At 46.3% G+C, this 25,748-nt stretch carries 19 protein-coding genes and 1 tRNA gene; 10 read left to right on the top strand and 10 right to left on the bottom strand.

Features of this window, described 5'->3' with window-relative positions:
- Positions 1 to 22: 22 nt before the first annotated feature.
- The 4 genes from QUA03_RS05450 to QUA03_RS05435 all read right to left on the bottom strand — a co-directional run bounded on the left by QUA03_RS05450 (position 23) and on the right by QUA03_RS05435 (position 4,183).
- Positions 23 to 691, bottom strand: coding sequence for a hypothetical protein (locus QUA03_RS05450; RefSeq protein ID WP_333210356.1), 669 nt, complete (start codon positions 689 to 691; stop codon positions 23 to 25).
- A 252-nt stretch (positions 692 to 943) separates the two neighbouring features.
- Positions 944 to 1,894 (bottom strand): hypothetical protein, encoded by a 951-nt coding sequence (locus QUA03_RS05445; protein WP_333210355.1) that lies wholly within the window; start codon positions 1,892 to 1,894, stop codon positions 944 to 946.
- A gap of 240 nt (positions 1,895 to 2,134) precedes the next feature.
- Complete coding sequence (locus QUA03_RS05440; RefSeq protein WP_333210354.1) at positions 2,135 to 3,763, bottom strand: site-2 protease family protein; 1,629 nt, start codon at positions 3,761 to 3,763, stop codon at positions 2,135 to 2,137.
- Positions 3,764 to 4,109: 346 nt separating this feature from the next.
- Positions 4,110 to 4,183 (bottom strand) — tRNA-Arg (locus tag QUA03_RS05435).
- A gap of 942 nt (positions 4,184 to 5,125) precedes the next feature.
- Here QUA03_RS05435 and QUA03_RS05430 point away from each other — a divergent pair.
- The 3 genes from QUA03_RS05430 to QUA03_RS05420 all read left to right on the top strand — a co-directional run bounded on the left by QUA03_RS05430 (position 5,126) and on the right by QUA03_RS05420 (position 8,585).
- Entirely contained in the window at positions 5,126 to 5,800 is a 675-nt protein-coding gene (locus tag QUA03_RS05430; protein WP_333083534.1) for an Npun_F0813 family protein, read from the top strand.
- A 558-nt stretch (positions 5,801 to 6,358) separates the two neighbouring features.
- Entirely contained in the window at positions 6,359 to 7,414 is a 1,056-nt protein-coding gene (locus QUA03_RS05425) for a hypothetical protein (protein WP_333210352.1), read from the top strand.
- A gap of 154 nt (positions 7,415 to 7,568) precedes the next feature.
- Complete coding sequence (locus tag QUA03_RS05420; RefSeq protein WP_333210350.1) at positions 7,569 to 8,585, top strand: hypothetical protein; 1,017 nt, start codon at positions 7,569 to 7,571, stop codon at positions 8,583 to 8,585.
- A 14-nt stretch (positions 8,586 to 8,599) separates the two neighbouring features.
- Here the strand turns inward: QUA03_RS05420 and QUA03_RS05415 are convergent, their stop codons facing one another.
- Positions 8,600 to 8,875 (bottom strand): LapA family protein, encoded by a 276-nt coding sequence (locus QUA03_RS05415; RefSeq protein WP_333210349.1) that lies wholly within the window; start codon positions 8,873 to 8,875, stop codon positions 8,600 to 8,602.
- 333 nt (positions 8,876 to 9,208) lie between these two features.
- Entirely contained in the window at positions 9,209 to 10,840 is a 1,632-nt protein-coding gene (locus tag QUA03_RS05410) for a phosphoglucomutase/phosphomannomutase family protein (RefSeq protein WP_445304835.1), read from the bottom strand.
- Positions 10,841 to 11,518: 678 nt separating this feature from the next.
- On the opposite strand from QUA03_RS05410, the gene QUA03_RS05405 reads away from it, so the two are divergent.
- A complete protein-coding gene (locus tag QUA03_RS05405) occupies positions 11,519 to 12,613 on the top strand; it encodes a hypothetical protein (protein WP_333210347.1) in 1,095 nt (364 codons plus the stop codon).
- Between the two features lie 102 nt (positions 12,614 to 12,715).
- On the opposite strand, the gene QUA03_RS05400 is transcribed toward QUA03_RS05405, so the two are convergent.
- From QUA03_RS05400 to nagA, 3 genes are all read right to left on the bottom strand, one after another.
- Positions 12,716 to 13,108, bottom strand: coding sequence for a DUF423 domain-containing protein (locus QUA03_RS05400; protein ID WP_333210346.1), 393 nt, complete (start codon positions 13,106 to 13,108; stop codon positions 12,716 to 12,718).
- A gap of 279 nt (positions 13,109 to 13,387) precedes the next feature.
- Positions 13,388 to 14,074 carry a magnesium protoporphyrin IX methyltransferase gene (gene bchM, locus QUA03_RS05395; RefSeq protein WP_333210344.1) on the bottom strand — a complete coding sequence of 229 codons (687 nt, stop codon included), beginning with the start codon at positions 14,072 to 14,074 and terminating at the stop codon, positions 13,388 to 13,390.
- Between the two features lie 208 nt (positions 14,075 to 14,282).
- Positions 14,283 to 15,512, bottom strand: coding sequence for an N-acetylglucosamine-6-phosphate deacetylase (nagA, locus tag QUA03_RS05390; protein WP_333210342.1), 1,230 nt, complete (start codon positions 15,510 to 15,512; stop codon positions 14,283 to 14,285).
- A 234-nt stretch (positions 15,513 to 15,746) separates the two neighbouring features.
- Here nagA and purE point away from each other — a divergent pair, with 234 nt between their 5' ends.
- Both purE and QUA03_RS05380 read left to right on the top strand, forming a co-directional pair.
- Positions 15,747 to 16,268 carry a 5-(carboxyamino)imidazole ribonucleotide mutase gene (gene purE, locus QUA03_RS05385; RefSeq protein WP_333081709.1) on the top strand — a complete coding sequence of 174 codons (522 nt, stop codon included), beginning with the start codon at positions 15,747 to 15,749 and terminating at the stop codon, positions 16,266 to 16,268.
- A gap of 83 nt (positions 16,269 to 16,351) precedes the next feature.
- The gene (locus QUA03_RS05380) at positions 16,352 to 17,950 is read left to right on the top strand and encodes an ammonium transporter (protein ID WP_333210453.1); all 1,599 of its coding nucleotides are present in this window, start codon (positions 16,352 to 16,354) and stop codon (positions 17,948 to 17,950) included.
- Between the two features lie 420 nt (positions 17,951 to 18,370).
- Here QUA03_RS05380 and QUA03_RS05375 read toward each other — a convergent pair whose 3' ends face one another.
- Positions 18,371 to 18,973, bottom strand: a complete 603-nt coding sequence (locus tag QUA03_RS05375) for an IS607 family transposase (RefSeq protein ID WP_333210340.1) — start codon at positions 18,971 to 18,973, stop codon at positions 18,371 to 18,373.
- 282 nt (positions 18,974 to 19,255) lie between these two features.
- Here QUA03_RS05375 and QUA03_RS05370 point away from each other — a divergent pair, with 282 nt between their 5' ends.
- The 4 genes from QUA03_RS05370 (at position 19,256) to QUA03_RS05355 (ending at position 25,386) form a co-directional block, all read left to right on the top strand.
- On the top strand, positions 19,256 to 20,173 hold the full coding sequence (locus QUA03_RS05370; RefSeq protein ID WP_333210339.1) for an SGNH/GDSL hydrolase family protein: 918 nt from the start codon (positions 19,256 to 19,258) through the stop codon (positions 20,171 to 20,173).
- Between the two features lie 465 nt (positions 20,174 to 20,638).
- On the top strand, positions 20,639 to 22,066 hold the full coding sequence (locus QUA03_RS05365; RefSeq protein WP_445304838.1) for an ammonium transporter: 1,428 nt from the start codon (positions 20,639 to 20,641) through the stop codon (positions 22,064 to 22,066).
- 247 nt (positions 22,067 to 22,313) lie between these two features.
- Entirely contained in the window at positions 22,314 to 23,522 is a 1,209-nt protein-coding gene (locus QUA03_RS05360; protein WP_333210335.1) for a 4-hydroxy-3-methylbut-2-enyl diphosphate reductase, read from the top strand.
- 721 nt (positions 23,523 to 24,243) lie between these two features.
- Positions 24,244 to 25,386 carry an IS4 family transposase gene (locus QUA03_RS05355; RefSeq protein WP_333210333.1) on the top strand — a complete coding sequence of 381 codons (1,143 nt, stop codon included), beginning with the start codon at positions 24,244 to 24,246 and terminating at the stop codon, positions 25,384 to 25,386.
- Positions 25,387 to 25,748 lie beyond the last annotated feature (362 nt).

Genomic DNA, 25,748 nt, shown 5'->3' with positions numbered 1-25,748 from the left:
GTGCCACCGGAAATGATATAAATTACTGCGATTTCTGTTCGCTAGCAGCCTTAATATCCTGCCACCAAACATCAACATAGGGCCACATCAATCTCTCGTCTCCTCCCGAATCTAGTTTCACAGTCACCTCATAACGGTAAATATGCGTGAGTTCGCCAGTTTTACCATTCAAATAAAATTGTTTGGGATTGTCGGTGATAATTTCTACCCTTTGATTCAACAGTGGCAGCATCTGGGTAGAAGAACCCTGAAACGGATTTTTGCCTTTGATCACATAGCCACCAATGAAAGAGAAGTACATTAAAGCTAGGAAAAATACTGTACATAAACCCACAATTACCAGTGTTTTTTGTTGTGAAAAACTGGTATAAACGCTCACATATCCTACGATCATAGTTCCCAAAAACAACAAATTTGGCAGGTACAGCCCATCTTCCAAAAACACGCTACCAAAAAATATGAGGGCTACCTGAAAACCAAATAATGCAGCCACCCAACTCCAGCCGGTTAGCAACGATGCAGATAGTAGCCAATTCATTGCTACAGTAAGGGCGATCGCCATTGCTATTGCCCCAAGTGGTGCTGCATAATCGTACTGTCTGAAGGGAAGAAGAACAAAAAATACTAAAGCATACGCAAAACCCCCAAAAGCCAATGCTAATCCACTAATTATTTCGTTCCCGTTCAGCATGGCAAGGAATTTTTAGAGCACTAAATTGAAGCGTTCGCCTTCTGTTGTGATAGTAGCCGTTGAAAATTCCCAGCGGACTAATGCCAGACATTCTAACCGTAGGGTGCGCCACAAAAACCTTACCGCTATATTTAGGGGAGGGAACTCATTTTTGAACCAAGCGTGCTATTCCAGTTTCCCAAGGTGCAGGATTAACGATGATCGAAAGCACCAATCAGCCACATCAGAAGGTGAAATTTTCAGAAAACCAGATTATTTAGGGTCGATCGACTTAACAAATTGTTGCACAGGCTGTGGTAGAGCCGGCACAAAAGTCTTTCTAAAACCCCTAACATCGAACACTCGCCACAAAATACCTACCGCTACCGTCAAGAAAAATAACGCTCCCAAAAAATTGAACACAGTAGACAGAAAACCGCTGTCCCTTTTTTTCGGAGGTGTAATATGTTTCATGCGATATACAGCCGGCTCGTAATCTCTCGCCTCCTCGCGATTACGCCGCGGTGTTTTGGGCCGCGAACTCGCACTGCGGCTCTCAGTCAAACCCGTTTTATTAGTTTTAGTAAAACTGCTGGGCGAGTTTAGCTCAGAAGCGCCGCGGGTTCCCGTTAACTTACTAGCAGAAGCCCCCGTGTGGCCAACAGCAGCATCCTGAATTCTGCTGTTATGGCGCTGAGTCGATTTGCGTTCGGCGAGGGTACGCATCAAACTTTGCAATTGCTGAGTCGCCGCCGGCGGGCGTTCCCCTTTCCTCGCCCAATTTAACAGCATCGCCCCGGTAATCCCGCAGAGATTCGTAGCGCCTACAGAAGCCAGCCGCTTCAGCAGAGGCTGGCTGTTGGACACAAAAATCACCAATGCGTCCGGGTGTTCTTGAGCCAAACCGTAAACGCACTGAGCCGTCGCCACCACCAGCATTGCTGGCTTGCTTTGATTTTTGATCGAAGGTTCGAGAGCGCGGTGTGTTTCCTGAGCGTCAGTTGCAATCCAGCCGCTGTCGGCAAAAAATCGCATAAACTCTCTAGCTACTTGCTCTTGAGCTTTTTCCACCGCTTGCCCTGTCAGACGATCTATTTCGTCGTACACTACTTCTGGGATATAGCAAGTTCCCACCTTCGCATATTCTTGCCAAACTTGGGTTCGGCCAGTCATTAAAACATCTGCATCAAAAGTTACCAATACAGGAGGAAGTTGATTAGCCATGACTGTATCCTATAGGCTCAGATAACTTATTTAAACTTAATTGATCGAGTTTAAACAAATTTTGGGTTGTAAAAAAATCAACTTTTGGTAGTAGATAAATTGCCCTGGGCGCGGGTATTAATGGGAAATTAGTAGTTAGGAACCCGATCGCCCTTCAGTTCCCAGTTCGATCGCTCAATTCCTATATTCCACTAATTTACCGCAACCCAAGAGCCTATTACCAAAGATGCCCGACTACTGCTAATTCCCTATTCCCAGACGGCCAGCCAAAGCCGGAGTCAAAGGCAACAGGGCAGCAATCATCAAGAACAAAGCTAGCAAACCCAAAGCCGCGCGAGCGTCGTCAGGCTCAGTCAGCTCGTTGAGGCTCGGCCGCTCCAGATTCCGCTGTAAAATCAGAATCACGATCGCCCAATACAGAGCCAAAGGATTAACTAAAGAAACGATAGCCAGCACCACAAAAGTCGCCAAAGTAGTGCGACTGGCTATTTTCCGACCGTAGATGGCTTGCACGATTCTACCCCCGTCCAACTGTCCCGCCGGCATCAAATTAATCGCCGTTATTACCAAGCCCAACCAACCGATAACTACCAGCGGGTGAACGTCAACAATCTGCTGCTGCAACTCCGAACCCAAAACCACTTTGGCCAAAGTTCCCACCAAAACCGAGCCCTTGAAAAATTCTGCGGGAATTTGGAACAAACTGCCGGGGTGAGACAGCAGCAAACCCGTTACCAGCATTAGCACAGAAACTATTCCCCCAGCCGCTGACCCGGCAAAAGCGATGTCAAACAAAACTTTACGGTTGGGTAGCAGCGACTCAAAACGGTCGATCGCTCCAAAACAACCTATCTGCAAAGTTGGTATAAAAAACGGCCAACTCAAGCCAACCTTGTACCGATTTGCCAGCACTCGGCGAGCAATTTCCCCAGATCCTAAAACCGCCCAAATTCCCGCTGCAATTGGCAGAACTTCTAGATATCTAGCCGGCGAGTTAAAGAAATCGAAACTTAGCAGCAAACCGCCTGTCTCTAAGCTAGTAGCAATTGTTGTCAGCAGCAGGACGACTGCTAGGATTTTTTGAGACACGGTTGTGGGCTGCGGGTCGTTGGTGCTGGGCAAGATAATAACTACGGGCTTCTCGTCCTGATTTTCTACTAAAAATAGACGGTAGCGATCGTTTAATTTTTCTTTCAAACTTGCCGTCAAACGTGAGTGTACTTGTTCTGGGTCTCCTCGAAGATTGCCTTTGAGAATTACCCCATCTTGATAGGGAATCGTCTCTGTGGCAAAGAAAGTATCAATTCCAAAGATGCCTTTAATTGCCTTGAGATCTTCCACCGGAACGGGAATTATTTCTGATTCATTATTCCCAGGCGAGGAGGTGACGATCTTTATGGTTTCTTTGGCTGGTGTCGGCTGCGAGTCAGGGTCCGAGAAAGCATCGCTTTGGGACTTTACCTCAGCAGCATCCGGTCGCGGCAGCACTGTCTCAGATGCAGCCTTACGCAATTGCCGGCCCAGATAAATGTATAATCCCGTGGATGCCACCAGCAGCAACAATACCGCAACTAGATTGAGGTAAATTCCGGCAGCGAACAAACCAAAGAACAACAGCCAGGGACTCATCAGGGCAACAGACTGCAACCAAGCCAAAATTCCCAGTTTGCCAAAAGGTCTGGCGCGATAAAATCCCCAACCCAGAATTCCCAGAGCAACCAATACGAGCGCAATTGTTGCCGTATTTTCCGATGCAACTATAGGCATTCCGGTTGTTTGCGCCAATAGGGGCTTTAATCGGTCGATCGCGCTGCGGTCGAGTAATAGCATTAAATTTTGGGGAACATTAAATAGAGTTGTTGGGAACATATCCAAACCTGTCGGAAACTAGCCTGATTACTAAGGATAACCTCTGAGGGCTACTCGGCCCACAACCTGCTGCTGGTGCTGTTTGAACCTCGCAGGATCTAGTCTATTGACACAATAGACTTTTTATGATAAAGCATCGGCTGTGTCAAACCTATACTCAGAAAGGTAGCAGTGTCGATCGCTCAGAAGCAGGAAGATTCGCCCAGTTTGGCAGGTGGGGCTTTTGCTTCGGATTTGTTTTGGATTTCGGTCATCCAAAACAAATCCGAAGCAAATAATATCTCAGCCTCTCTTTTCTTGGCAGGAGAAAACTGCTGAAACCCTTGATATCATTAAATTTGTGTAACGGGTACGGCAGGACTTGAACCTGCGGCTCGCTGCTTAGAAGGCAGCTACTCTATCCAACTGAGTTACGCACCCAACTCAAAAATTGCTAACAACATTATTGTATCGGTGCAGTGTGCGATCGAGCAAGTAAATTATTTGATGACTTACGCAGAAACCGCTTTTATCTAGAAAAATATGGCTTGCAGCGCGATGGTTCGGGAAAAAAACCAAGATGATGAGAGTGCCTTTGCCTTCAAGACTGTATCTGACAAAAGCTGGAGGGACTCACCTGCAAACCGCATAATTGTCAATTTACAATCAAAACTAGGTAGGACGTAAACTCGGGTAAAGTATTTAGAGGTCGAGTTGAAACCCCAATATTTGGTCGATCGGATATCTCTCCCCAAATTAAGATGGAACTCAGACAGCAAAAGAGTCACAGGTGCTTTTTCCCAGATGTCTATGGGTTATGTTAACCTCGCCTAGTGGCAAAGCCTAAAACGCTGACCGCATTACCGAAAAACCAGAACTCGTCCCCTGATTTGAGGTATGAGCTGAGTCAGAATGACTAATTTGCTGATATTGAGTTATGTTGGCTAACATTCTGCTCGACTTGATATTTGATAAAAATGTGGTAGAACTAGGATTGAAAGACTCAGGTGAAAATCCCTGATGGTACGGAGCCTCTATATAAGCTTCCTCTACGGCATCAAAGCAAAACAGTCAATCGCCTGCTCGGCACGAGCGCGAAAATCAAGCGTTGCCAGTACAGCAGTCGTAAATTGTGCGCGGGGGATTTTCCTTCGTGCATTGATTTATACGCCAAGGCTGAGAGACAATCTCAGCTTAGATAATTGTTAACATTTGTTAGCAAAAAAGTATCGGAACGCTTGAGAAGAGAACCATCTCTGGGTGATCGGGAGCAATCCTGCTAATTTAAGTGGACTCGCTGAATCAAGAATCCCCTCGCCTCTAGGCATCGGGAGTGTCAAAAGCACAGCACCTCGGCCATGACAGGAGTCAAATCGCAGTGTCATGTTTATTCTGAAACGGCAGGATGTTGAAATAACCAATTTTCAACACCCAAAACGGGATCAACAAATTCCCATTCTCAATTATCAGGGGCAGACTTTTCGCCTGATCAGCGCCTTCAACGGCAAACAAGCAGAAGACGCCAGAGCCTTGTGGCGGGACTTAACCGACAACCGAGGCAAAGCCTGTGTTCTGCTAGAAGAGCCGGATCGATATAGCGTCTGGGGAAAAGTCCGTTTAGATCAGCTTGCCGGTGAAGAACCGGCAGGGAATGAAGCAGCCAAAGCGCCACTGTTCGCGCAGGCTTGTCTGCTGCTACTCCAAGCTGTTTACTTCGATGTAGAAGACCTCTTAGGCGCAAGGCAAGCCACATCGTTTCAGAAAGATATCGCCAAGGTATTTCAGCAGGGAAACTTCCCCCAGGCAGACTCCCCTGATGCGATAAAAAACTGGCTAACCGTTAGTCCCTTGCAAACTCACAAGGTGCCTCCTTGGCAAGAGCAGCATCTCAAAACCTTATTGCAAGAACTCCACCGCTTGGGCAAATCATATTTTGGCAATACGGACTTCGCGGAGGGAGTGAGCGATGTGCTGCAAGATATGCCAGCACCGGATCGGACTCAGTTTCTAGATTGGCTGAAACAATCAGCCCTCAACAAGTTGTGGATCGCAGGATAGAAAATCTGTGACAATTTCTCAGACAATTGGGTCCAGATAATTCAGCTTAGATAATTGCACTGTAGGGGGTACGCGATATACAAGTTGGATTGCCAACTTGTATTGACAACCAAATTGTTGATTCGGTTTGGATGCCACCTATGGTCTGGCAATTTAACTCAGTTTTGATCGCATTTCCCACTCACAATCATTGATACGAGTGGGGAAGAGTGAAAGCAAAAAAACAGCTCCCTCAACCTTTGAGGGTATAATTTCAGAGATAGATTTGGTACTGTAAAAACCTTAATGGTGGAGACATCTACCGTATATCTATCATTATATTTCCGGGTAAAAGATCGACTAACGACTAATTTATTGAATTAGTAAATAGAGATTATTCTTGCTTAGTCTTTCTATAGTGTACGAGGGCAAAAGTCCCGACGACACACTGAGGACGCCAGTTATTCCGGAAGCGTCAGATCTAGGTTTTTTAAGTTTTTTTGGCGAAAGAATCCTCATCTACAATCAAAGATTGAGATGGGGTCCGTTCAACCGCTAGTTAGGTCTCGTGGAATCCCTATGAGTAGCACTTCAGAAAAGTCATCTACATCTTCATCTTTACTGTCAGCTCAGACCCTAGTGATTGCAGGCATTGTCTGGGCTGTCATGGCGCTGCTGTTTTTTTTGCTGTTCAGCGTCCCCCTCTCTGCAGAAGAGGGTTTACCTCTGTGGTACTCGATCGGCACTTATATTTTTGAATGCGGAGCATACTTGGGAGCGGCTTTAGTCTGTTTTAGAAACTGGCAAAGCCCCCACATGGTCAGTGGGCGCAACGTCTGGCTGGGCATAGGTCTGGGGATGCTGTTCTATTTCATAGCCGGCGTGCTGTTCGGGATTTGGGAACTCTATTTCGGGTTAGACCCGGACGTGTCTCCAGCAGATGCGTTTTATCTGGCCAGCTATGTGGTACTTATCGGGGGCATGGTTGTAGCTGTGACTTCCAAGCGGCTGAATCTAGAAATTTGGCAGTGGGCTTTGTTAGCGGGAATTGCAGCCTTCGGGATAGCTGTAGCTATTTGGGTTGCTGCACCTGACTCTTGGAGGGCCCAGCTAGGAATGGCTCCGGCAGCCACTCAAGAAGAAGTAGTGACATCTGCACCAGCAACCGCTGCCACAGGAAGAGCGCCTGCTTTGGAAAATTCGTCTAAGTTACAGGCAAAAGCAGCCGCGACCGATGATGCTGCATCAGCACCCGAAGAAGAAGCAGAAATCAAAGCTCCCGCATGGGTGATGGCACTTGATAAGCAACTGGCGCCTCACAAAAACGCAATCAATTTGTTTTACATCGTTGGGGATGTTTTTCTGCTGATTATTGCTACTGCATTGCTGCTGGCGTTTTGGGGAGGACGTTTTTCCCAATCTTGGAGAATGATTGCGGCTGCAACTTTTTCGCTTTACATCGCAGATATGTACTTTAAATGGCGCGATACTCAGGCTGAGGGTAGTTATCAAAGCGGCAGTTTGCTGGAAGTCTTTTTTGTTTTCAGCGCCATCCTGTTCGGCATTGGAGCTATCTTGGAACATGACATCTCAACCCGTTCTCGCCAGAGCAGACGCAGTCGTCGCGCAGCCTAGCGATTTGAGATTAGGGTTGCTTTGGCAAGCGATGGCGACGCGACAGCTTTTTTGCCCTTGTCGGCATCTCTGGGCTTGAAATCGAAAATCAAAAATCATAGTTCGCTGACTGCTAGCCTGCGTCTTTTCACGTCTTTTTGCTGGAAAACTTGGCATGACGCCTACAAAACTCTCCGATTCCGATAAACGCGAACTCATCAGGCTGTACCGACAGTCTAACGAGAATACTATCACTCTGGCAAAGCGCTACGGAGTGAGCAGTTCGACTGTGAGGCGCATCATTCAGGGGGCTTTGTCGGAGCCGGAATACGAATTTCTAGTGCAGCAAAAACAAAAGCGTTTGTCCGATCGCAGCAGTGTTTCTGAACCGACAGAGGCGACTACTGAGTCGCCGGCAGATGGCGAAACCGATCCTGTAGCTGTCCCCCTGTCGGAGTCAGTCCCTGTCCTGCCGTCAGCCTCAAATTCGAGACCGACAATCCGAAAGCGTTCTAACTCAGTCCCTGAACCAGTTGCAGAACCAGAAATTCGAGGCAATGTAGAGTCTGATTTAGATGTTTCTGATTTGCCAGATGCCCAAGCAGCCAATATTGCCGATCGAAGCCACCGCGCTGTTGTGACTGGTGAACTAAAGGCAATGCTGCCAGCAGAAGGGCTGCTGGCAGGTGAAGACTTTAGGGATTTCGAGGACGACGACGAGGATGATGAGGATGATGATGAGGATGAAGACGATTTAGATGACGACTTCGACGAAGATGTAGAGGATGAAGACTCTCTGTTTGAAGGCAGTCTCCTGGGTTCACTATCGTCGGGCGAGTCGATCCTCTTCGAGGGCTTCGCTAACGAGCTTCGGGGTACAGGACTGATTCAAGTTTTGCCTTTAAGCGAAGCATCTCTGCCCAAAATTTGTTATTTGGTGGTCGATCGTGCGGCAGAGTTAATCACTAGACCTCTAAAAGCTTTTGGCGAACTCGGTCAAATTCCGGCGGCGGAAATTCGCGAGAAAACCCTGGCAGTGTTTGACAATCACCGAGTGGCCCGCCGATTTGCTACTCGCAATCAAAGAGTTTTCAAGATTCCTGACAGCAGTATGCTGCAAAAAGCAGCGCCTTATTTGCGAGCTAAGGGAATTACTCGATTGCTGATTGACGGTCACGTATATTCCCTCTAAGGGATCAAATTTATTTAATATTGTGCGGTGTCGGATTCTTCTGGATTTGCCTGAAATTTAGGACGCGAGTTTTGGGAATCTGAAAGGTTCCACAGCGGTTGCAGTAGCGCACCTCCGATAAGTCCTGCACTCAGGCTCATTGCCAATACTACTCCTACGGGCATTTGTATCGATTGAAAAAAGATAAAGTTTAAGGATACGGGGGCAGCGTTCTGCACTGAAATAATGCCGATCGCGCTTACTAAAATTGCTACTAAAAAACTAATGGCGAGCAGAGGAATTGTTTTCATAAACCGGTTGACAGGCTAGTAATTTAACTTGTATACTTTTTTTATAATTCCAATACGTGTAAAATTTTTATTTTTGCAACCATCCCATTATATAATAGTCTAAAATACGATTAGGGGAAAAGTCAAGTAGATGCGGAAAAATAGAGGATTTTTTTAATTAATTAAAAATTTAACAAACATAAACAAATTGACACTTCCCAAACTTAAACAAATCCAAGTGTATTGCAAATCTATAACTGACCCAGCAGTTATCAAAAATACGTAAGGTGCGCTTCGGCGCACCTCACAATCCCAAGCGCTAGGGGAAAAACCCCCGTTGGAATAGGTAGAAACTTAAACAGGTTCTAACTGGGAAATTACTTTTTCCATGTGTTGGGCAACTTGGCTTTCTTTTTCCACAGAATTGGTTTCCATGTAAACGCGCATCAAGGGTTCGGTTCCCGAAGGTCGCAGCAGTACCCAGCCACCGTCTTCAAGATAAAGTTTAATCCCGTCTTTGCGGCCGATTTCCTTAACGCCGATACCTGCTATTTCTGTGGGGGGATTCTTGGTAAAAGATTCCAAAACGGCTGCTTTGTGGGCTTCTTCTAGGTGCAAGTCCAAACGTTTGTTGTACAGGGGGCCGTCGGCTTCTTTAATGGCTTCTTCGACTAGCTGAGAAAGCGGTTTGCCTTCATAGGCGATCGCCTCAGCAACTAGCATATCAGCCAAAATCCCGTCTTTTTCGGGAATGTGACCCAAAACGCTCAAACCGCCCGACTCTTCGCCACCGATGAGTACTGCAGTTTCCCGCATTTTTTCGCCGATGTATTTAAAACCGACTGCGGTTTCGTAGATTGTTAAACCATACTTGGCGGCCAAATTGTCCAGCAAGTGGGTAGTTGCGACTGTACGGACGATCGCCCCAGTCAATCCTTTATTCTTAACCAAGTGACGCGCCAGCAGCAACAGTACAGTATTTGGAGTCAAGACATTTCCCAACTCGTCAACAATACCAAAGCGATCACTGTCGCCATCGGTAGCTAAACCCAAATCCGCCGAATCCTTCTTAACAGCTTCCACCAACTCAACTAACTGTTCCCCCTTGGGTTCGGGCATTCCGCCACCAAACAGCACGTCGCGGTAGGTGTGAAAACTTTCGACATCGCAGCCGCAGTGTTCCAAAACGCCGTCGAGATAGCCGCGAGAAGTCGAGTAGAGAGCGTCGTACTTCACCTTCAACTTAGCAGAGCGAATCCGCTCCACATCGATCAAAGTATAAAGAAACTTCAGATATTCGGGTTTCGGGTCAAAACTGGATATTTTATCGTTGTGGCTGCCTTTGGCTGGGGCATCAGAAGCACCAGCAATATTTGCCACAATTGTATCGGTAATTTCCGGGGTAGCCGGGCCCGCGTAGTCGGGAATGTATTTGATGCCGCAGTAAGGTGCGGGATTGTGCGAAGCCGTGAACATCAGGGCTCCTGCGGAGTTGAGATGCTTGGCGCTGTAGGCGATGACTGGTGTGGGGCAATCTCGATCGACCACTTTCACAGTCCATCCCAAATCTGCCAATACTTCCGCCGAGGTGCGGGCGAACTCGTCTGCCAGAAAGCGGGTATCGTAGGAGACTAGAACTGGTCGGTCTTTGGTGTAAGCGGTTTCTAGGTAACTGGCGATCGCCCGGGTGACTTTTCGCACGTTGGCAAAAGTAAAGTCATGGGCAATCAATCCCCGCCACCCATCGGTTCCGAACTTAATTTCTGTTGAATTGCTGCTAGCGCTCATTTTATCCACTTCCTCTCGTCCTACTAATCCTACCCGAAGCCATAGCCTTAAAGACGTACTGGCCGTGCTGTTTGTGAGGATTGATCGCCCGTGGTGTCCAATCAACCTAATCCTATCGTTGTAGGGACAGGGTTCCGCCTCCGGCAGGACTCGATCCCGCCAGATTTGGCAAAATGTGCGGGCTACCGGGCGAGTCACTCGCTCATTCCGGTTTTGAAGGGTAGTTTGTCGATCGAATGGACGACGATCTATTGCGGGCGATTCCCTACGGGATAGCTTCGCTTCACGGCTAAACAACTGATCACAAAAAACTGCCCTGGCAATGGCATTAACTAAATGCACATAAATCTGATTCTCATCTCAAATTTAATTTTTTATTTAGAAAAGCCGAGCGTTAAATTTGTTAGGGTTTCATAACAATCGTCAGGCTCAAAATACATTTTTAATTCACCTATAGAAATAAATTAACCAAAGTCATCGCTAGATCGTGCTGTAGCCTAGCTTCTTTAAGAGATTAGGGCGCTAAACCAAAGCGATCCAAAAGAAAGATAAAGTATTTCAAGCAACAGTTTTTTAGAGGCAGATTTGACTTTAATTATCAGGTTTTAAGACAAATTAAATTTATTTCCCGTCCTCTTTATAGGTCAAAAAAATAAATAACTGTCGCGATCACAGGGTGATGGTGATCGAGCGCACAATCAATAATGTTATTAACGTGCAGTTTATAAAAGATGCAGGCAGTCGAGCCAAATAGCTTATAGCTTTAAGCGTAATGGCTGATGACTGTCAGCGTACAAATGCAGAAAATTGTAGTTAACAACGTTAAAAATTAGGGGAATCGATCGGGTGCGACTTAATAAAAAAACGAGGTTTATCATGATGGGTATTTCACAAATATCTTCAAAATCTTTACCAGCAGCAGAGCAACTTCAACAGACCGCAAGTCAGGCGTCTCAAGGTGTTACCGGATCGGACACTGACCAACTCCTAAAAGCTAAATGTGTCAGCGTTTCTTCCTTCGCAGTTAGCTGGGCAAAAAAATATTACAGTACAGTTGCGGCACGAGAGAACCAAGCGCCACGCCAAATTCTCCCAAGCCTCGATTTAATTAATTTTGAGGGAAATAGAGCCCCAATAGTTGACAAATTGACAGATACCCTGAAATTAGCCAGCGAGATAGCTTGGAGTAGAGTAGAAGCTCTTTTAGGGAAACAAATACAGCGGCACGCGATCGATAAGAGCTTAATTAATTCTTTAGAAATTTCCGCCGATGCTCGCACCTTATATCGGAAAGCAATAGACGCTTATGCGGATAGAGAACCTGTTTTCCGCTTGTCAGTGCTGGTGGGAAAAGATATTATCAAAGTGAGGCGAAAATACTCAGAGACAGATCCGTTAGTGCTGGGATTTGTGACAATGGAATTTCAATACACTAGCAAAATCTTGTTAGGATGTCTTTCGGAGTCAGAGAGAGCCGAATTTGCGCCCTACTTAAAAGTTGTAGACGACTACCTGCACATTCCCTACGGAGAGATTAACGAGGCTGCGGCGAATCAGCCCCCGAATTCAAGAGCTCTATTAGCGGTTCAGCATTTGTTGCAGCACACGACTCAAATTGCTAGTGCAGTGTACGATCGAGCTAGTGCCCAGCATCAAGGATACCGCAGCAGCAGCGGGTATTTGAGCGATCACGAGGTAAAAATTTCTGGTATTCGAGATGTCGAGATTTTTCAAAGCTATTTGTGCTGGTGCGTTTTGGAAGGTAGCATTCACCCGGTACAGCAAGAATTGTTTCCAATTTGCGTGATGTTGTACCCGAAACTTCATGTAAGTTGGGAGCTAGTGCAGGATATGCTACTGATTTTGTTTTGGGAAATATGTGAGCGGCTTCCTGCTGAAGATTTAACGGTATTTGTACCTTACTTGCGTACTTTGACAGAGATGTTTTCCAGGGATGTGTTTGATAATTAGGGAATTGGGCATAGGGCATAGGGAATTGGGCATAGGGCATAGGGCATGGGGTCAAAAAGCGGAACTATCGCCGAGGGATTTGGCATTGGGAATTGCCAATCTCTATTTAAAACTCCAAGCTGCAACTGCCAAACATCCCCAACCAATAATAAAAGCCACTCCCCCCAGCGGCGTAATTGCACCCAGCCATTTGATGTCGCTCAAACTCAGGGCGTACAAACTGCCTGAAAAGATGATTGTGCCGGCAATAAAAGCCCATCCAGCCACTGCAAAAAAGGTTTGAGACTCTTGGGCGCGGCTCAAGAGTAAAGCGACGAGTAATAAAGCCAGGGCATGGTACATTTGATATCGGGCGCCAGTCTCAAAAATGGTTAAAGCTCGATCGCTCAATTGATTTTTCAAAGCGTGGGAGGCGAAAGCACCGCCTGCAACGGATAAACCTCCAAAGAGGGCCGCGGCTGCTATGAAAATGCGGATTAAAATTAGCGTTGACATAATATTTATTCAATTGGGAAGAAGGAAGTTCGGCAACGGATTATGTAACGGATGTAACGGATGTCAGGAAGAGGCAAGAAGGAAGGAGGAAGAAGGAAGATAGAAAAACATCTGATTTTTGATGTCGAAGGTGCGCGGTGCGTGTTTTACTTGTAATTGCGAACGTCCGCAAAGCAATCGCATAGTATGGAGGTTCACTGGCCTAACTCTGGGAAGGGAAGGTGCGCGGGGCGCACCCTATGCTGATGAGAAATTAGCTTTTTTGCAGATATTTTTAACCTATTTCCGCACAGCTTCTAGCAAGCGAGAATAGTAAAAGCTAGTGCTAGTCATCGCTGTTCTGTTAATAACAAAACCATTGTTTTCTAAGATTTTGATAATATCAGCTTCGCGGTGCTGGTAAGCCCGGGTAGTTTTGCTGGGGCCGGGGAAAAGTTCACCAATTTTTTTGAGGGCGGTGAGTGCTAAAGTTTTGGGTGCAAAACTAAGAATTAGTCGCGATTCGGCGATCGAACTTAGGTGTGCGATCATTTCTGCCGCCTTATTTTGAGGATAGTGGATTAGCACGTCCAAACAAATCACTGTGTGGAATTTGCCGGTTAAAGCTTCCAAATCTTGGGCGGCGAAGGAGATGTTGTAGAGCTTGCCGGGAACTGCTGTCGATCGATCATAAGCTTCTGCTACCATCTTTTCAGAGATATCGCTAGCGCAAACAATTGCCCCAGCGTCAGCCAGAGGAATGCTCAGAGAGCCTACACCGCAGCCAGCATCGCAAACACAAAGCCCAGGCAAATTGCCGTCAGCTTGCAGCCATTTGATGACTGTATCCACCGTTTGCTGGTGCCCGGTGCGGATGTCTAGCTGAACTTTATTGACTTGGCCCTCGCCGTAAATTCGCTGCCAGCGATCGAATCCCGTCGAGTTAAAATACTGTCTAACTATAGTCTTGTCGTCTACCAAATTCATCGATCTGCCTGCTGCTGAGTTATTGCCAACGGTTAGATATTATATAGCAATTCGGTTCGGAAAATGTGGAACTTGCCACAACCGATTTTAAATTTGCGATTTGAGATTTTAGATTAAAATGGCACATCTAAAATCTCAAATCGATGTGATAATACCAGTTCTCCCATTCCCCCATTTTAGGTTCTTTAATCTAAAATGGGATAACAGGCTAAAAGAGTCGATGCCAAGTCAATTCCTTTGTCGCCACATTTAAATTCCAGCGCAACAATTGAGCTGCCGATTTGCCAATAATTCCCGAAATTCCTATCGCCCTTCTCGGAGATTCAGTTGCCAGGGCGATCGCACTTTCGGCATCGCAAATTCCCCACTCTACCAAATTCTGAACTCCCGCCAACAGCGGCAGAGTTGTACCTGCCAAAGTAGCAGATTCCAGGGGCGAGTGGTAGTCTAATCTTACCCAAGCTGTACCTTTTCTGACTTCAATTTGTCGGGAATCCCAAGGATAAACACCGTCAGGCAAACCCAAAGGAGCCAAAGCATCGCTCACTAAAAAAACGCCTTTTTGATACCTACCAGCGCGCAGCAAAAAATCTATCATTGTCGGACAAACGTGCTTCCCGTCGGCAATTAAACCGCATTTTACGCCCGGATAAACAATCGCCGCTCCCAACAAACCCGGTTCTCTGTGGTGCAAACTCGGCATCGCATTAAAAGCGTGAGTTACCATTGAAGCTCCCCGCTCAAATGCTTGTTGGGCTTGATCTGCAGTCGCTTGGGAGTGTCCGAGACTGACGGAAATTCCCAAACTTTGCAAATAGGAAATGACTTCGCCAGTGCTGTCTAACTCCGGCGCTAAAGTAATTATTTTGACAATATCGGCACAATCTCCTAAAACTTGCTTGACATTTTCTATAGTTAGCGGTAGCAAAAACTCAACTGGGTGAGCGCCTCGCTTCTGGGGGTTGAGAAAAGGGCCTTCGAGGTGAACGCCGATAATTTCCGCTGTTTTGGCTTTATTGGTTGCGGCAACAGTAGTTTTTGCAGTACGGATATAATCAGCTATAGTCGAGAGCGATCGCCTAAACTTATCCACCGAAGTTGTCACCAAAGTCGGCAAAAAAGCATCCACTCCCTGATTCCACAGAAATTGACAAATTTTTGGCAAAATTTCAATATGCTTGCTTTCTAAATCGGGAAAAGCAAAACCGAGGGCCCCGTTAATCTGCAAGTCAACACCGCCCAGAGAAAGCCAATCGCCTGCTATATCAAGCACGTGCAAATGGGGAGGACAAATCCGTTTAAATACGGCGTCCATCGGTAAAACTTCTTGAATTATTCCCGTTTCGTCAACAGCAAGCATCTGCAAATCCTTGCAACCGGGGAGGCGAGCATTGAGAATATCTGTGGGTGTGGCAGTTGGGGTTGTGGCTTCAGTCATCCGATTTTAGATTTTAGATTTTAGATTTTAGATTTAATATTCGCTACGGATAAATCCGGTGGCTGGCGATGAGGATGGGGAGCTTTTTGCTTTTTGCTGGCTCCAGGGCTGCTCAGACGGGGGCTTGTGGCAAAATTGCTTTGAAGGGTCAGTTTTGGTACAAAATATCTAAATTTGAGTTAACGCAATCATTTAAAATTAGCATTTATCTGAAATCTCAAATCTGAAAATTTTATGAATCAAGCGACAGTTGGAATTATCATGGGTAGCGATTCGGATTTGCCAACAATGAAAGATGCGATCGCAGTTTGCGAAGAATTCAGTGTTGCTTGCTCCGTGGCGATCGTCTCGGCGCACCGCACCCCTGAGCGCATGGTGGAATACGCCCAAACCGCGCACCAACGAGGCTTGAAAGTCATTATTGCAGGAGCAGGGGGAGCGGCGCACCTTCCGGGTATGGTAGCATCTTTAACCCCCTTGCCCGTAATTGGGGTGCCTGTACCGAGCCGCCACCTGCAAGGGGTAGATTCGCTGTACTCGATCGTGCAAATGCCAGCCGGGATACCCGTAGCAACAGTGGGGATCGGCAACGCTAAGAATGCTGGCTTGCTGGCAGTTCAGATACTGGCAGCTCATCAGCCAGAATTGCTAGAGCGAGTTTTGCATTACCGCAAAACTTTGTCCGAATCTGTACTGAAAAAACAAAATCAACTAGAAGAGCTAGGCTATCATAACTATCTCAATCTCAACAAATAATCCATAAACTTTTGTAGTAAGATTGGAAAGTTTTCCGAATATTGCTGAGCTTACTAGCCGTAAAGAGGGTAAAAGTGATTAAAATGACTGTCGGAAAGAAAAAGTCGAAACAAGTCAGGCGCGAGGCTTTAAATTTGCCAGCAGCTAAATTTTTTACGAAAGTCAACAGGTTGAAGAAGTTACCACGGGCGATCGCCCGCCTCACTCCAAGTTGGCAAGCCTGCATACCTTTAGCTGTAATCATCGTCTTGGTGTGGGGATATGCGGCGGTAGCCCAAACCCCTGCCACGCCAACCACCGAGGAACAATTAGCAAGCCTTAAGGTGGGGCTGGATACGATGTGGGTCATGGTGGCGGGGATGCTAGTGTTCTTTATGAACGCCGGTTTCGGTATGTTGGAAACCGGTTTTTGCCGTCAGAAAAATGCGGTTAACGTGTTGTCCAAAAACTTGATTGTTTTTGCGCTTTCTACGATCGCATTTTGGGCGATCGGCTTTGCCTTAATGTTCAGCGACGGCAACGATTTTATCGGCAGCAGCGGATTTTTTCTGTGGAATGTAGCCGACAACAGCCCCGCCACAGGAGACGCTTATCAAGGCATTTTCAGCTCATTAAACTGGACGGGAGTGCCTCTTAACGCTAAATTCTTTTTCCAATTAGTTTTTGCGGGAACTGCTGCGACGATCGTTTCTGGAGCCGTTGCAGAGCGAATTAAATTCCTTGAATTCTTAATTTTCAGCTTGCTGCTAGTAGGAATTGCTTACCCGATTACCGGACACTGGATTTGGGGCGGTGGCTGGCTGGCAAAAGCAGGCTTCTGGGATTTTGCCGGTTCGACAGTGGTTCACTCGGTAGGCGGTTGGGCTGCTTTGATGGGAGCGGCATTGTTGGGGCCGCGGATCGGCAAGTACCGCGACGGCGATACTGTGGCGATGCCGGGACACAATATGAGCATTGCCACTCTGGGCTGTTTGATTTTGTGGTTGGGTTGGTTCGGGTTTAATCCCGGTTCGACAATGGCACTCGATCCAAATGCGATCGCCCACATTGCGATCACCACCAACACCGGCGGCGCCTTCGGGGGAATTGCTGCAACCATTACTGCTTGGCTGTACCTGGGCAAACCCGACCTTTCGATGATTATCAACGGCATCCTCGCCGGCTTAGTCGGCGTAACAGCTAGCTGCGCTTGGATCAACGTGCCCAACTCTGCCATTATTGGCACGATCGCGGGCATCCTGGTAGTTTTCGCCGTAACTTTCTTCGACAACTTGAAAATTGACGACCCTGTAGGGGCAACTTCAGTTCACTTAGTCTGTGGCATCTGGGGAACTCTGGCAGTGGGCTTGTTTGCTGACGGGCCTGGAACGGGAATTTATACCGCAGGCCCGGCAGCCGGATTGCTTGTGGGCGGAGGTTTCGGTCAACTCTGGGCGCAGTTGGTCGGCATTATCTCTGTAGGTGGGATGACCGTGCTGCTGAGTACGATTTTTTGGCTGGCACTCAAAGCTTTGCTGGGTATCCGCGTTTCTGCTTTAGAGGAGGCTGAAGGTTTGGATATCGGCGAACACGGGATGGAAGCTTACACTGGGTTTGTGAAGGAAACGAGCTTGGATAACAGAAGTGAGACCAGCTACGGCGGTTATGGTGGGGGTTCTGGAGGCAAGACTACCAAACTGTAGAGCGTGCAAAGAGAGCGACCAATTCAGCTTTCGTGTCCTACATTAGCTATTTATCAGCTAATTCACGCCTTTATTCAGAAAAACCACAATCTGAAATCCGCCTACTTATTGCTGTCTATCGTTGTGCTCGCGTTTCAATCTTCCATGCGAACGCGGGCATAATTTTATGTTTAGTTGACCTTTAATGGCTGACATATGGCGTTGCACAATTTGATGATGATTATTGTGGGGTGTCCCGCCTGCTGTGAAAATACACGCCTTCGGGCGAAGAGATCCCATCTGACAAAAAAATCAAAATTATGCCGCTATTATGCAGCGCCTTACATATAGTATTTTCCGATTGCATGAGATGTGCGCCGATAATTGATAATTGGGAATTGAGAATCTGTAACTAACGAACTTTGCAAGCTGGTGTATTGATTAGAGTTTACCGGCAATTGCTTTCAGTTCTTCAACGATGCGCTTGTTCTTGGGATCCCTGCTACCATTAAGGCGGGCGGAGACAACAGTGATTATTTCTAGTAGATCTTTAGCTAACTCCTCGTCACAGCTAGTATTTTCGGTTTGATTTATAATCACTACCTCTGTCCCAAATTGTTCGCACAAATTAAAAATTAGTTCAGAACCAAATCTCAGCAGTCTGTCTTTGTGAGTTAATACCAACCTTTCTACTTGATTGTCTGCGATCGCCCGAATTAGATGTTGTAAACCCCCCTTACTGTAATTAACTCCAGAACCTATATCCTCAATGATTTGGAATTGCCACCCCTGAGATGCACAAAACAATTCCAAAACTTGTTTTTGTCTGTCTAAATCATCTTTTTGGTTGTGACTGCTAACCCGAGCGTAAGCAACGGTTAAAGCGCCCTCGCGTTTTAAGCCCAGAAGATGAGCTAGGTCATAGCGTCTGTGACCGTTAGCGGTGCGTTCCGGTATTAGCTTGCCTTCGGCTTCCCACCTGCGTAAGGTGGAAGCACTCACACCTTTAATTTTGGCTGCTTCAGTTATGGTTAATTTTTTCATTTTTGGATTTTAGCATCAGAAATGGGTAATTTCGGTAAGTTTTAGATATATTTTTGTGCACAGCAGCGGCTTTGACAAATCCGATTCCGGTGCCAGAAAGTTTGGTAGGCAGATTTTTTATGGTAAAGTAGTGCGAAAAAGCAAACTTCTGCATCGCCGCCCTTGCCCAACACAGCACAGTGCTTGATTACTACAAGAATTGAGGCTTGAATTGAGCGGTAAAATTTGATGCAGCAATCAGTGCAAATTATTCGGTGTGAAGCCTGCAAATAGCTTGAGTTTATGGAGAAGTTTGGAGGAGGTAGCAGAAGTAGAACTCATAAATCCCTCTTAGGGATGGAAGTTAGCCGATCGAAAGCTGTTCCGGTTTGGGCTTTGCTATCTTTGGTGACGAACGGGGTACTGATACTTACAGTCGCTCAACTACTGCTGCGGGGACACAACTTGACAGAAAGCTTCCAGGCGAATGATGCGGTGACGGCAGAAGCGGCCCAGGAACAAATGGGCCAACCGGTGATCTCTGCAAAGGCAGTGCTAGACGTGCCCGTTCCAGGACCGCGACATAAATGGACTTACCAGCAGTGGGTGACGCAGTTAGGTCGCGAAGCTGAGGCGGCGGCGGCGAATCGACCCTCAAGACTGAGTGTTTTGGCTGGGGATTCTCTAAGTATGTGGTTCCCGACTAAGCTGTTACCAGTCGATCGAATTTGGCTGAATCAAGGGATTTCGGGGGAGACTTCCCTGGGTTTGCTGAAGCGGTTGCAGTTGTTCGATAGAACTGCCCCGGATACTGTGTTTGTGATGATTGGGATTAACGATTTGTTACGGGGAAGCACCGACGAAGGGATTTTGGACAACCAGCGGCAGATTATTCGCGATTTGCGGTGGGCTCACCCCAAAGCACAAGTGGTTGTGCAGTCGATTTTGCCCCATAGCGGGGAACAAGCTACTTGGGAAAATCGCGATCGCCTGTTGGCGATTCCTAACAGTCGGATTAGGGCAATAAATCGACGGCTGAAAGAAATTGCTAGTTCGGAAAATGTTTTGTATCTGGATTTGTACCCGCTGTTTGCGGATGCTGACGGCAATTTGCCAACAGAACTCAGCACAGACGGCTTGCACCTTAACGATCAAGGTTATCTGGTTTGGCGATCAGCCCTGCAACTGTTCGATCAGATGCAGTTGAAAAATGAGTCATGAGTCATTAGTTATTAGTCATTAGTTATTAGTCATTAGTTAGAAAGATAAAGGATAAAGTAACATTCTCCCCAACTCTCCTCCTCCGACTCTCCCCAACTCAAAACTCCCGCCCTCTCCTCAACTCCCCCTCTTTGATTACTCTGCGATCACTGGCTATGTCAAGTATCCAGTGATAGATTAAGAAATATGATACTTAGCTATTTAGTATAGGGTGATACAGAATAACTGTTTGTACAAATGGTGCAATCCAAAAGGCATAGACCATTAGATTGATAGTTGACGAATTTAGATGAGTCCGGCTATACGAAGTCGGGGGGTTGAGGATTGGGGAATTATCTATTGAAGATTTGTTCCGCTAAAACAGGGACTTAAAACCAAATAACTATTGCATCTAAAATCCTCACATCTAAAATCGGCTCGGTCTTCCCTGAAAATTGGTGAGTATGAAAAGGTACAACTAACGTGATCAAAAAAAGTTTAACGATCGGCATCATTGCACTCTGGCTGTTAAGCGTACCGCTGACAGGCAATGCCATAGCTCAAGATGCTGGTGCCGCTACTGCGGTGGCGCCGAATCCGATCGACAGCGGCGATACGGCCTGGATGTTAATCTCCTCAGCACTGGTATTACTGATGACACCGGGGTTGGCGTTTTTCTACGGGGGACTGGTGCGATCGCGCAACGTCCTCAACACCATGATGATGAGCTTAGTCATGATGGGACTGATCGGCGTCACCTGGACGCTGTGGGGCTACAGTTTAGCCTTTGATGTTTCCACTCCAGCGTCCGAAGGCTTTGGCAAAGGGATCGAAACCTTCATCGGCGGTTTCGACTGGATGTTCTTGAACAACGTCACGGCCGACAAACCAGATCCGATCGGCTACGCACCGACCATACCCCACCAAGTCTTCATGGTTTACCAGATGATGTTCGCCATCATCACTCCGGCCTTGATTTCAGGGGCGATCGTCGAACGGGTAACATTTAAAACCTATTTCTGGTTCGTACTGCTGTGGTCTACCTTCATCTACTCTCCTTTAGCCCACTGGGTTTGGGGTAGAGGCTGGCTGGGGGCGATGGGAGCTTTAGACTTTGCCGGCGGCACAGTCGTGCACATCAGTTCCGGTGTTTCTGCGGTTGTCGCAGCTTGGGTAATCGGGCCCCGCAAAGACCACTTGAACAAGCCCCACACCCCCCACAACGTACCCTACGTCTTGCTGGGAATTGGGCTGCTGTGGTTCGGCTGGTTTGGCTTCAACGGTGGTAGTGCTTTGGGCTCTGGTTCTTTAGCAACAGTGGCTTTTGTCACCACCATGATTTCAACAGCAGCAGGCGGTTTAACTTGGACAATCCTCGAATGGGTGCTCAGAGGCAAACCGACAGCAGTGGGAATTGCTAGCGGTTTCCTAGCGGGATTGGTGGGCATCACACCTGCGGCTGGATTCGTGCTGCCAGTGGGGGCGCTTTTGATCGGATCGATCACTTCGGTTTGCTGCTTCTTTGGCGTTAGTTTCCGGGCTAAGCTGGGATTTGACGACTCTTTGGATACCTTCCCGATTCACGGCTTAGGCGGAACTGTGGGTGCGATTCTGACTGGCGTGTTTGCGACTAAAGCGGTTAACGCTGCCGGAAATGATGGGCTGTTTGCCGGGAATCCGGGGCTAATCGTCACCCAGTTGGTAGGCATTCTAGCTACTTACGTGTTTGCGGCTGTCGGCACTTTTGTGATCCTGAAAATTTTGGAACAGTTTATGGAACTGCGAGTGCCGTCATCTGCTGAAGACAAAGGTTTGGATATTGACCTGCACGGGGAAGAAGCTTACGGTGAGGATTTTGCCGGCGGTTTCAGTTCGTTTGAATCGAGTTCTCCTTTTGCGCCTAAGAAGATTTGAAGCTGATTATTTGAATAAGTTCGATCGTGCAGAGACTCAGCTATCTGGGTCTCTCGGCTTTTTTTAAGTTTTTTTTTAACGAACCGCGAAGGCGCGTTCATTCTTTCTTGGCTCTCAATTCAAGGTGTCGATCGTATAAATCGTATAAATAGCATATCCCCTCTTCCCTACTGAGCCAATAAGCCCGATCGCACCCCAGGCATTCTAAAATCAAAGGTAATTAACCTAGATTTCTACTCGATACCGCATGGATACTAAAGCTTTTAAAAGATCGCTCCAACAATCGGAAAACTACCACCGCAAGGGTTTCGGACACGAAGCTGAGGTAGCTGGGGTGATGCAGACGGCTTATCAAAGCAGTCTGATCCAGCAAATTCGTGACAATAATTACAGACTGGAACGCGGCGCAGTTACGATCCGGCTGGCTCAGGCTTTTGGGTTTTGCTGGGGGGTGGAACGTGCTGTAGCTATTGCTTACGAGACTCGCCAGCATTTCCCCTCGGAACGGATTTGGATTACTAATGAGATTATTCATAATCCGTCTGTCAATCAGCATTTGCGCGATATGGAAGTTGGTTTTATTGCTGTTGAGAAGGGGCAGAAAGATTTTTCGGTTGTTGATAGCGGCGATGTGGTAATTTTACCGGCTTTTGGGGCCAGTGTCCAAGAAATGCAGTTGCTTAATGATAAGGGCTGCAAGATTGTTGATACTACTTGTCCTTGGGTTTCTAAGGTCTGGAATACTGTTGAAAAGCACAAAAAAAAGGATTACACTTCGATTATTCACGGTCAGTATAAGCATGAGGAAACTGTAGCGACGAGTTCTTTTGCTGATAAGTATTTGATTGTGCTGAATTGGCAAGAAGCTGAATATGTCAGCAATTATATCTTGCATGGGGGCGATCGCGCTGAGTTTCTTGCTAAATTTAGCAAGGCTTATTCTGCTGGTTTTGACCCAGATGTGGATTTGGAAAGCGTTGGTATTGCTAACCAAACTACTATGCTCAAAACTGAGACGGAGAATATTGGCAAGTTGTTTGAAAAAACGATGATGCGGAAGTTCGGGCCGGAGAATTTGAGCGAGCATTTTCTGAGTTTTAATACTATCTGCGATGCGACTCAGGAACGGCAAGATGCTATGTTGAGTTTGGTTGAGGAAAAGCTGGATTTGATGCTGGTGATTGGGGGTTTTAATTCTTCTAATACTACGCATTTGCAGGAAATTGCGATCGACAAAACTGTTCCTTCTTATCACATTGATTGTGCGGAGCGCATTTTACCGGGAAATCGGATCGAACACAAGCCTTTGGGGGGAGATTTGATCGTAACTGAAGGTTGGCTACCGGATGGTAAAATTGTAGTCGGCGTGACTTCGGGTGCTTCTACCCCGGATAAGGTTGTTGAAGATGCGATCGATCGCATTTTGGCGATGAAAGCAGCGGCTGCGATTATGTAATTATATTGTTTCTGCACTGCACTCGGAAGCATATTTTTCTCAGTGCAGGGCGAGTATCTCTTTGCGAGTGCGATCGAGCGTCTCGCTCGCAAAAAGATATCATTCTGATGTTCAACTAATTTCAATTCATTAATTCTTCCCCATTACCCGATCGCTCGCATTTCTGATTTCTGATACTATTCACCCGCGTCATCCCCTCTGTGAATTTCTCCCTGCCTCCAACAAATTATTTTTTAATAAAATATTAAAGATTCCCCTTTTTTTTGGGTAAAAAGCTTGACTTGGCTATTTTGATAATGTATTATTTAATAATGGGAATTATAGCAAAATTTAAATTTCTGTCACCACTCCCATTATTTAAATGATATCCCAAAAATCAACTTTAGTCAATAAGTAACAACTCTTTTCTTTGCGCCGCAATTTGAAACTGCCCAAGGAACACGAACGATACAAAAATCGATGCAAAAAAAGGCGAATTAAGCTTTGTAGGCTATCCTAGATTGTCTGGTGTCTGCGTGAATCACGAAACGCAAGAGAGCGATTTATGCCATCTCCGACTTAAGGGGGATGCGAGGCGGAGCGAGGCTAAATTAGAAACAAGATCGATCGCCTGGGGGGGTGGCAACCAGCCTGAAACCGAGAGGTGGTGAGGATTGAGCCAATCCGCTGCTCAAAAAAGATAGGCAGCATAATTGTTACACGCTTGCCTATCCAAAAAATAATGATACCAACATTTTACCAGACTCATTTAAAAAAACAACTAACATCAGCTCAGTTTCTTGTAATGACAACTTTGCTATCGGTGATGCAATCAGAAAAACAAGTGAGATTAGAACGACTGGCACGGGTATTCCCTTATCCAATTACAACGGAAAGTCGGCGCAGAAAACTACAAAGATTTCTGGATTTACCGAATTTAACTATCTCATTAATTTGGTTCCCATTAATTACTTATTGGTTGACCACTTATTGCCCCATTGGTACTCGTTTATCAATCGCCATCGACCGCAGTCAATGGGGGTGCATAAATCTCTTTATGGTTAGCCTGATCTGGGAGCGAAGAGCAATTCCATTATACTGGTCACTGTTGCCCAAATTGGGAAACAGTAGCTTCGAGTCACAGACTACCAATTTACAGCAAGTTTTACCATTATTTTCACAATATAAACTCATCGTTTTAGGAGACCGTGAATTTTGTTCTGTTGATTTGGCAAACTGGCTTAAGGAAAAGGGTGTGTCTTTTTGCTTAAGACTGAAAAAGAATCTTTGTATCGAAACAGAACATTTAGTTTGGCAACGGTTGGATGAATTAGGAATAGTACCCGGAACTTGTTTGTATGTGCAAGGGAAAAGAGTGAGGAAAACTCTGCCTACTACCGGGTTTGAGCTTGCTTGTAAGTGGAAAAGGAACTATGGGAAATATCAAGTTAAAGAAGCCTGGTTTATTCTCACGGACTTAAGCTCATTGCGAGCAGCGCTCAATGCTTATAAGCAGCGGATGGGTATCGAAGAAATGTTTCGACATTGTAAAACAGGAGGCTACGATCTGGAAGGAACAAGCCTCAAAGGGAACCGACTTATTAACATGATTCTGCTCATGACACTGGCGTACACTTGGGCAATATTTCAAGGCACTGAACTGAAGAAAAAGCAGGTACAAAAATATGTATCTCGTCGCAAAGAACCCAAGAAAAAATATCGCAGACGGAGTACATTTGGTGTTGGTAAGGATGGAAAAAAGTGGGTTAATTATCTAGAACAATATTCTTTAGAGGTGGAACAGTTAATGAAGTTAACTCCTTCTAAACGCCGCTTTTATCAACAAGGTATGCGGGCTGCAACCCTTATAAACTCTATCTCGTAGACCTCTTCGTCACCCCCCCAGGAGCACATAAATTGCTTTTTTATCTCCTCCCCGCTCGTAAGAATGGCGAAGACTTTTGCCATCAATTGCGATTACTTCTCCTGGATTGAAGCAACTAATACATTGAATCCAGCTCAAAAAATATTTCTGAAATTGCTCCGGTTTTAGGCGAAAAAATCCTCGCGCAATTGTGCCATGTGAAGGTATGCCATTCGGTAATTATAAAATTTTATTTAACCATTCGTATTTAGCTCGCCTGTAACTTTCAATATTCACCCATGTATCAACCCACATTCCGCACCCCAACTGGCACATAGGCAGATTGAGGGGGTAAAAGTGAATCATCCGAGACCATCATGAGT

The sequence above is a fragment of the Microcoleus sp. S36b_A4 genome (assembly GCF_036700645.1).
Lineage (GTDB): Bacteria > Cyanobacteriota > Cyanobacteriia > Cyanobacteriales > Microcoleaceae > Microcoleus.
Note: the sequence above shows the minus strand (reverse complement) of the source record. Positions and strands in the feature narration are given on the sequence as shown.

Coding starts and splice junctions, on each gene's coding strand:
- QUA03_RS05420 (WP_333210350.1), top strand. CDS start 7,569: ATGACGCCTACAAAACTCTCCGATTCCGATAAACGCGAACTCATCAGG.
- QUA03_RS05360 (WP_333210335.1), top strand. CDS start 22,314: ATGGATACTAAAGCTTTTAAAAGATCGCTCCAACAATCGGAAAACTAC.
- QUA03_RS05400 (WP_333210346.1), bottom strand. CDS start 13,108: ATGTCAACGCTAATTTTAATCCGCATTTTCATAGCAGCCGCGGCCCTC.
- QUA03_RS05370 (WP_333210339.1), top strand. CDS start 19,256: ATGGAGAAGTTTGGAGGAGGTAGCAGAAGTAGAACTCATAAATCCCTC.
- QUA03_RS05425 (WP_333210352.1), top strand. CDS start 6,359: ATGAGTAGCACTTCAGAAAAGTCATCTACATCTTCATCTTTACTGTCA.
- purE (WP_333081709.1), top strand. CDS start 15,747: ATGAATCAAGCGACAGTTGGAATTATCATGGGTAGCGATTCGGATTTG.
- QUA03_RS05405 (WP_333210347.1), top strand. CDS start 11,519: ATGATGGGTATTTCACAAATATCTTCAAAATCTTTACCAGCAGCAGAG.
- nagA (WP_333210342.1), bottom strand. CDS start 15,512: ATGACTGAAGCCACAACCCCAACTGCCACACCCACAGATATTCTCAAT.
- QUA03_RS05355 (WP_333210333.1), top strand. CDS start 24,244: ATGATACCAACATTTTACCAGACTCATTTAAAAAAACAACTAACATCA.
- QUA03_RS05375 (WP_333210340.1), bottom strand. CDS start 18,973: ATGAAAAAATTAACCATAACTGAAGCAGCCAAAATTAAAGGTGTGAGT.
- QUA03_RS05440 (WP_333210354.1), bottom strand. CDS start 3,763: ATGTTCCCAACAACTCTATTTAATGTTCCCCAAAATTTAATGCTATTA.
- QUA03_RS05445 (WP_333210355.1), bottom strand. CDS start 1,894: ATGGCTAATCAACTTCCTCCTGTATTGGTAACTTTTGATGCAGATGTT.
- QUA03_RS05450 (WP_333210356.1), bottom strand. CDS start 691: ATGCTGAACGGGAACGAAATAATTAGTGGATTAGCATTGGCTTTTGGG.
- QUA03_RS05430 (WP_333083534.1), top strand. CDS start 5,126: ATGTTTATTCTGAAACGGCAGGATGTTGAAATAACCAATTTTCAACAC.
- bchM (WP_333210344.1), bottom strand. CDS start 14,074: ATGAATTTGGTAGACGACAAGACTATAGTTAGACAGTATTTTAACTCG.
- QUA03_RS05415 (WP_333210349.1), bottom strand. CDS start 8,875: ATGAAAACAATTCCTCTGCTCGCCATTAGTTTTTTAGTAGCAATTTTA.
- QUA03_RS05380 (WP_333210453.1), top strand. CDS start 16,352: ATGACTGTCGGAAAGAAAAAGTCGAAACAAGTCAGGCGCGAGGCTTTA.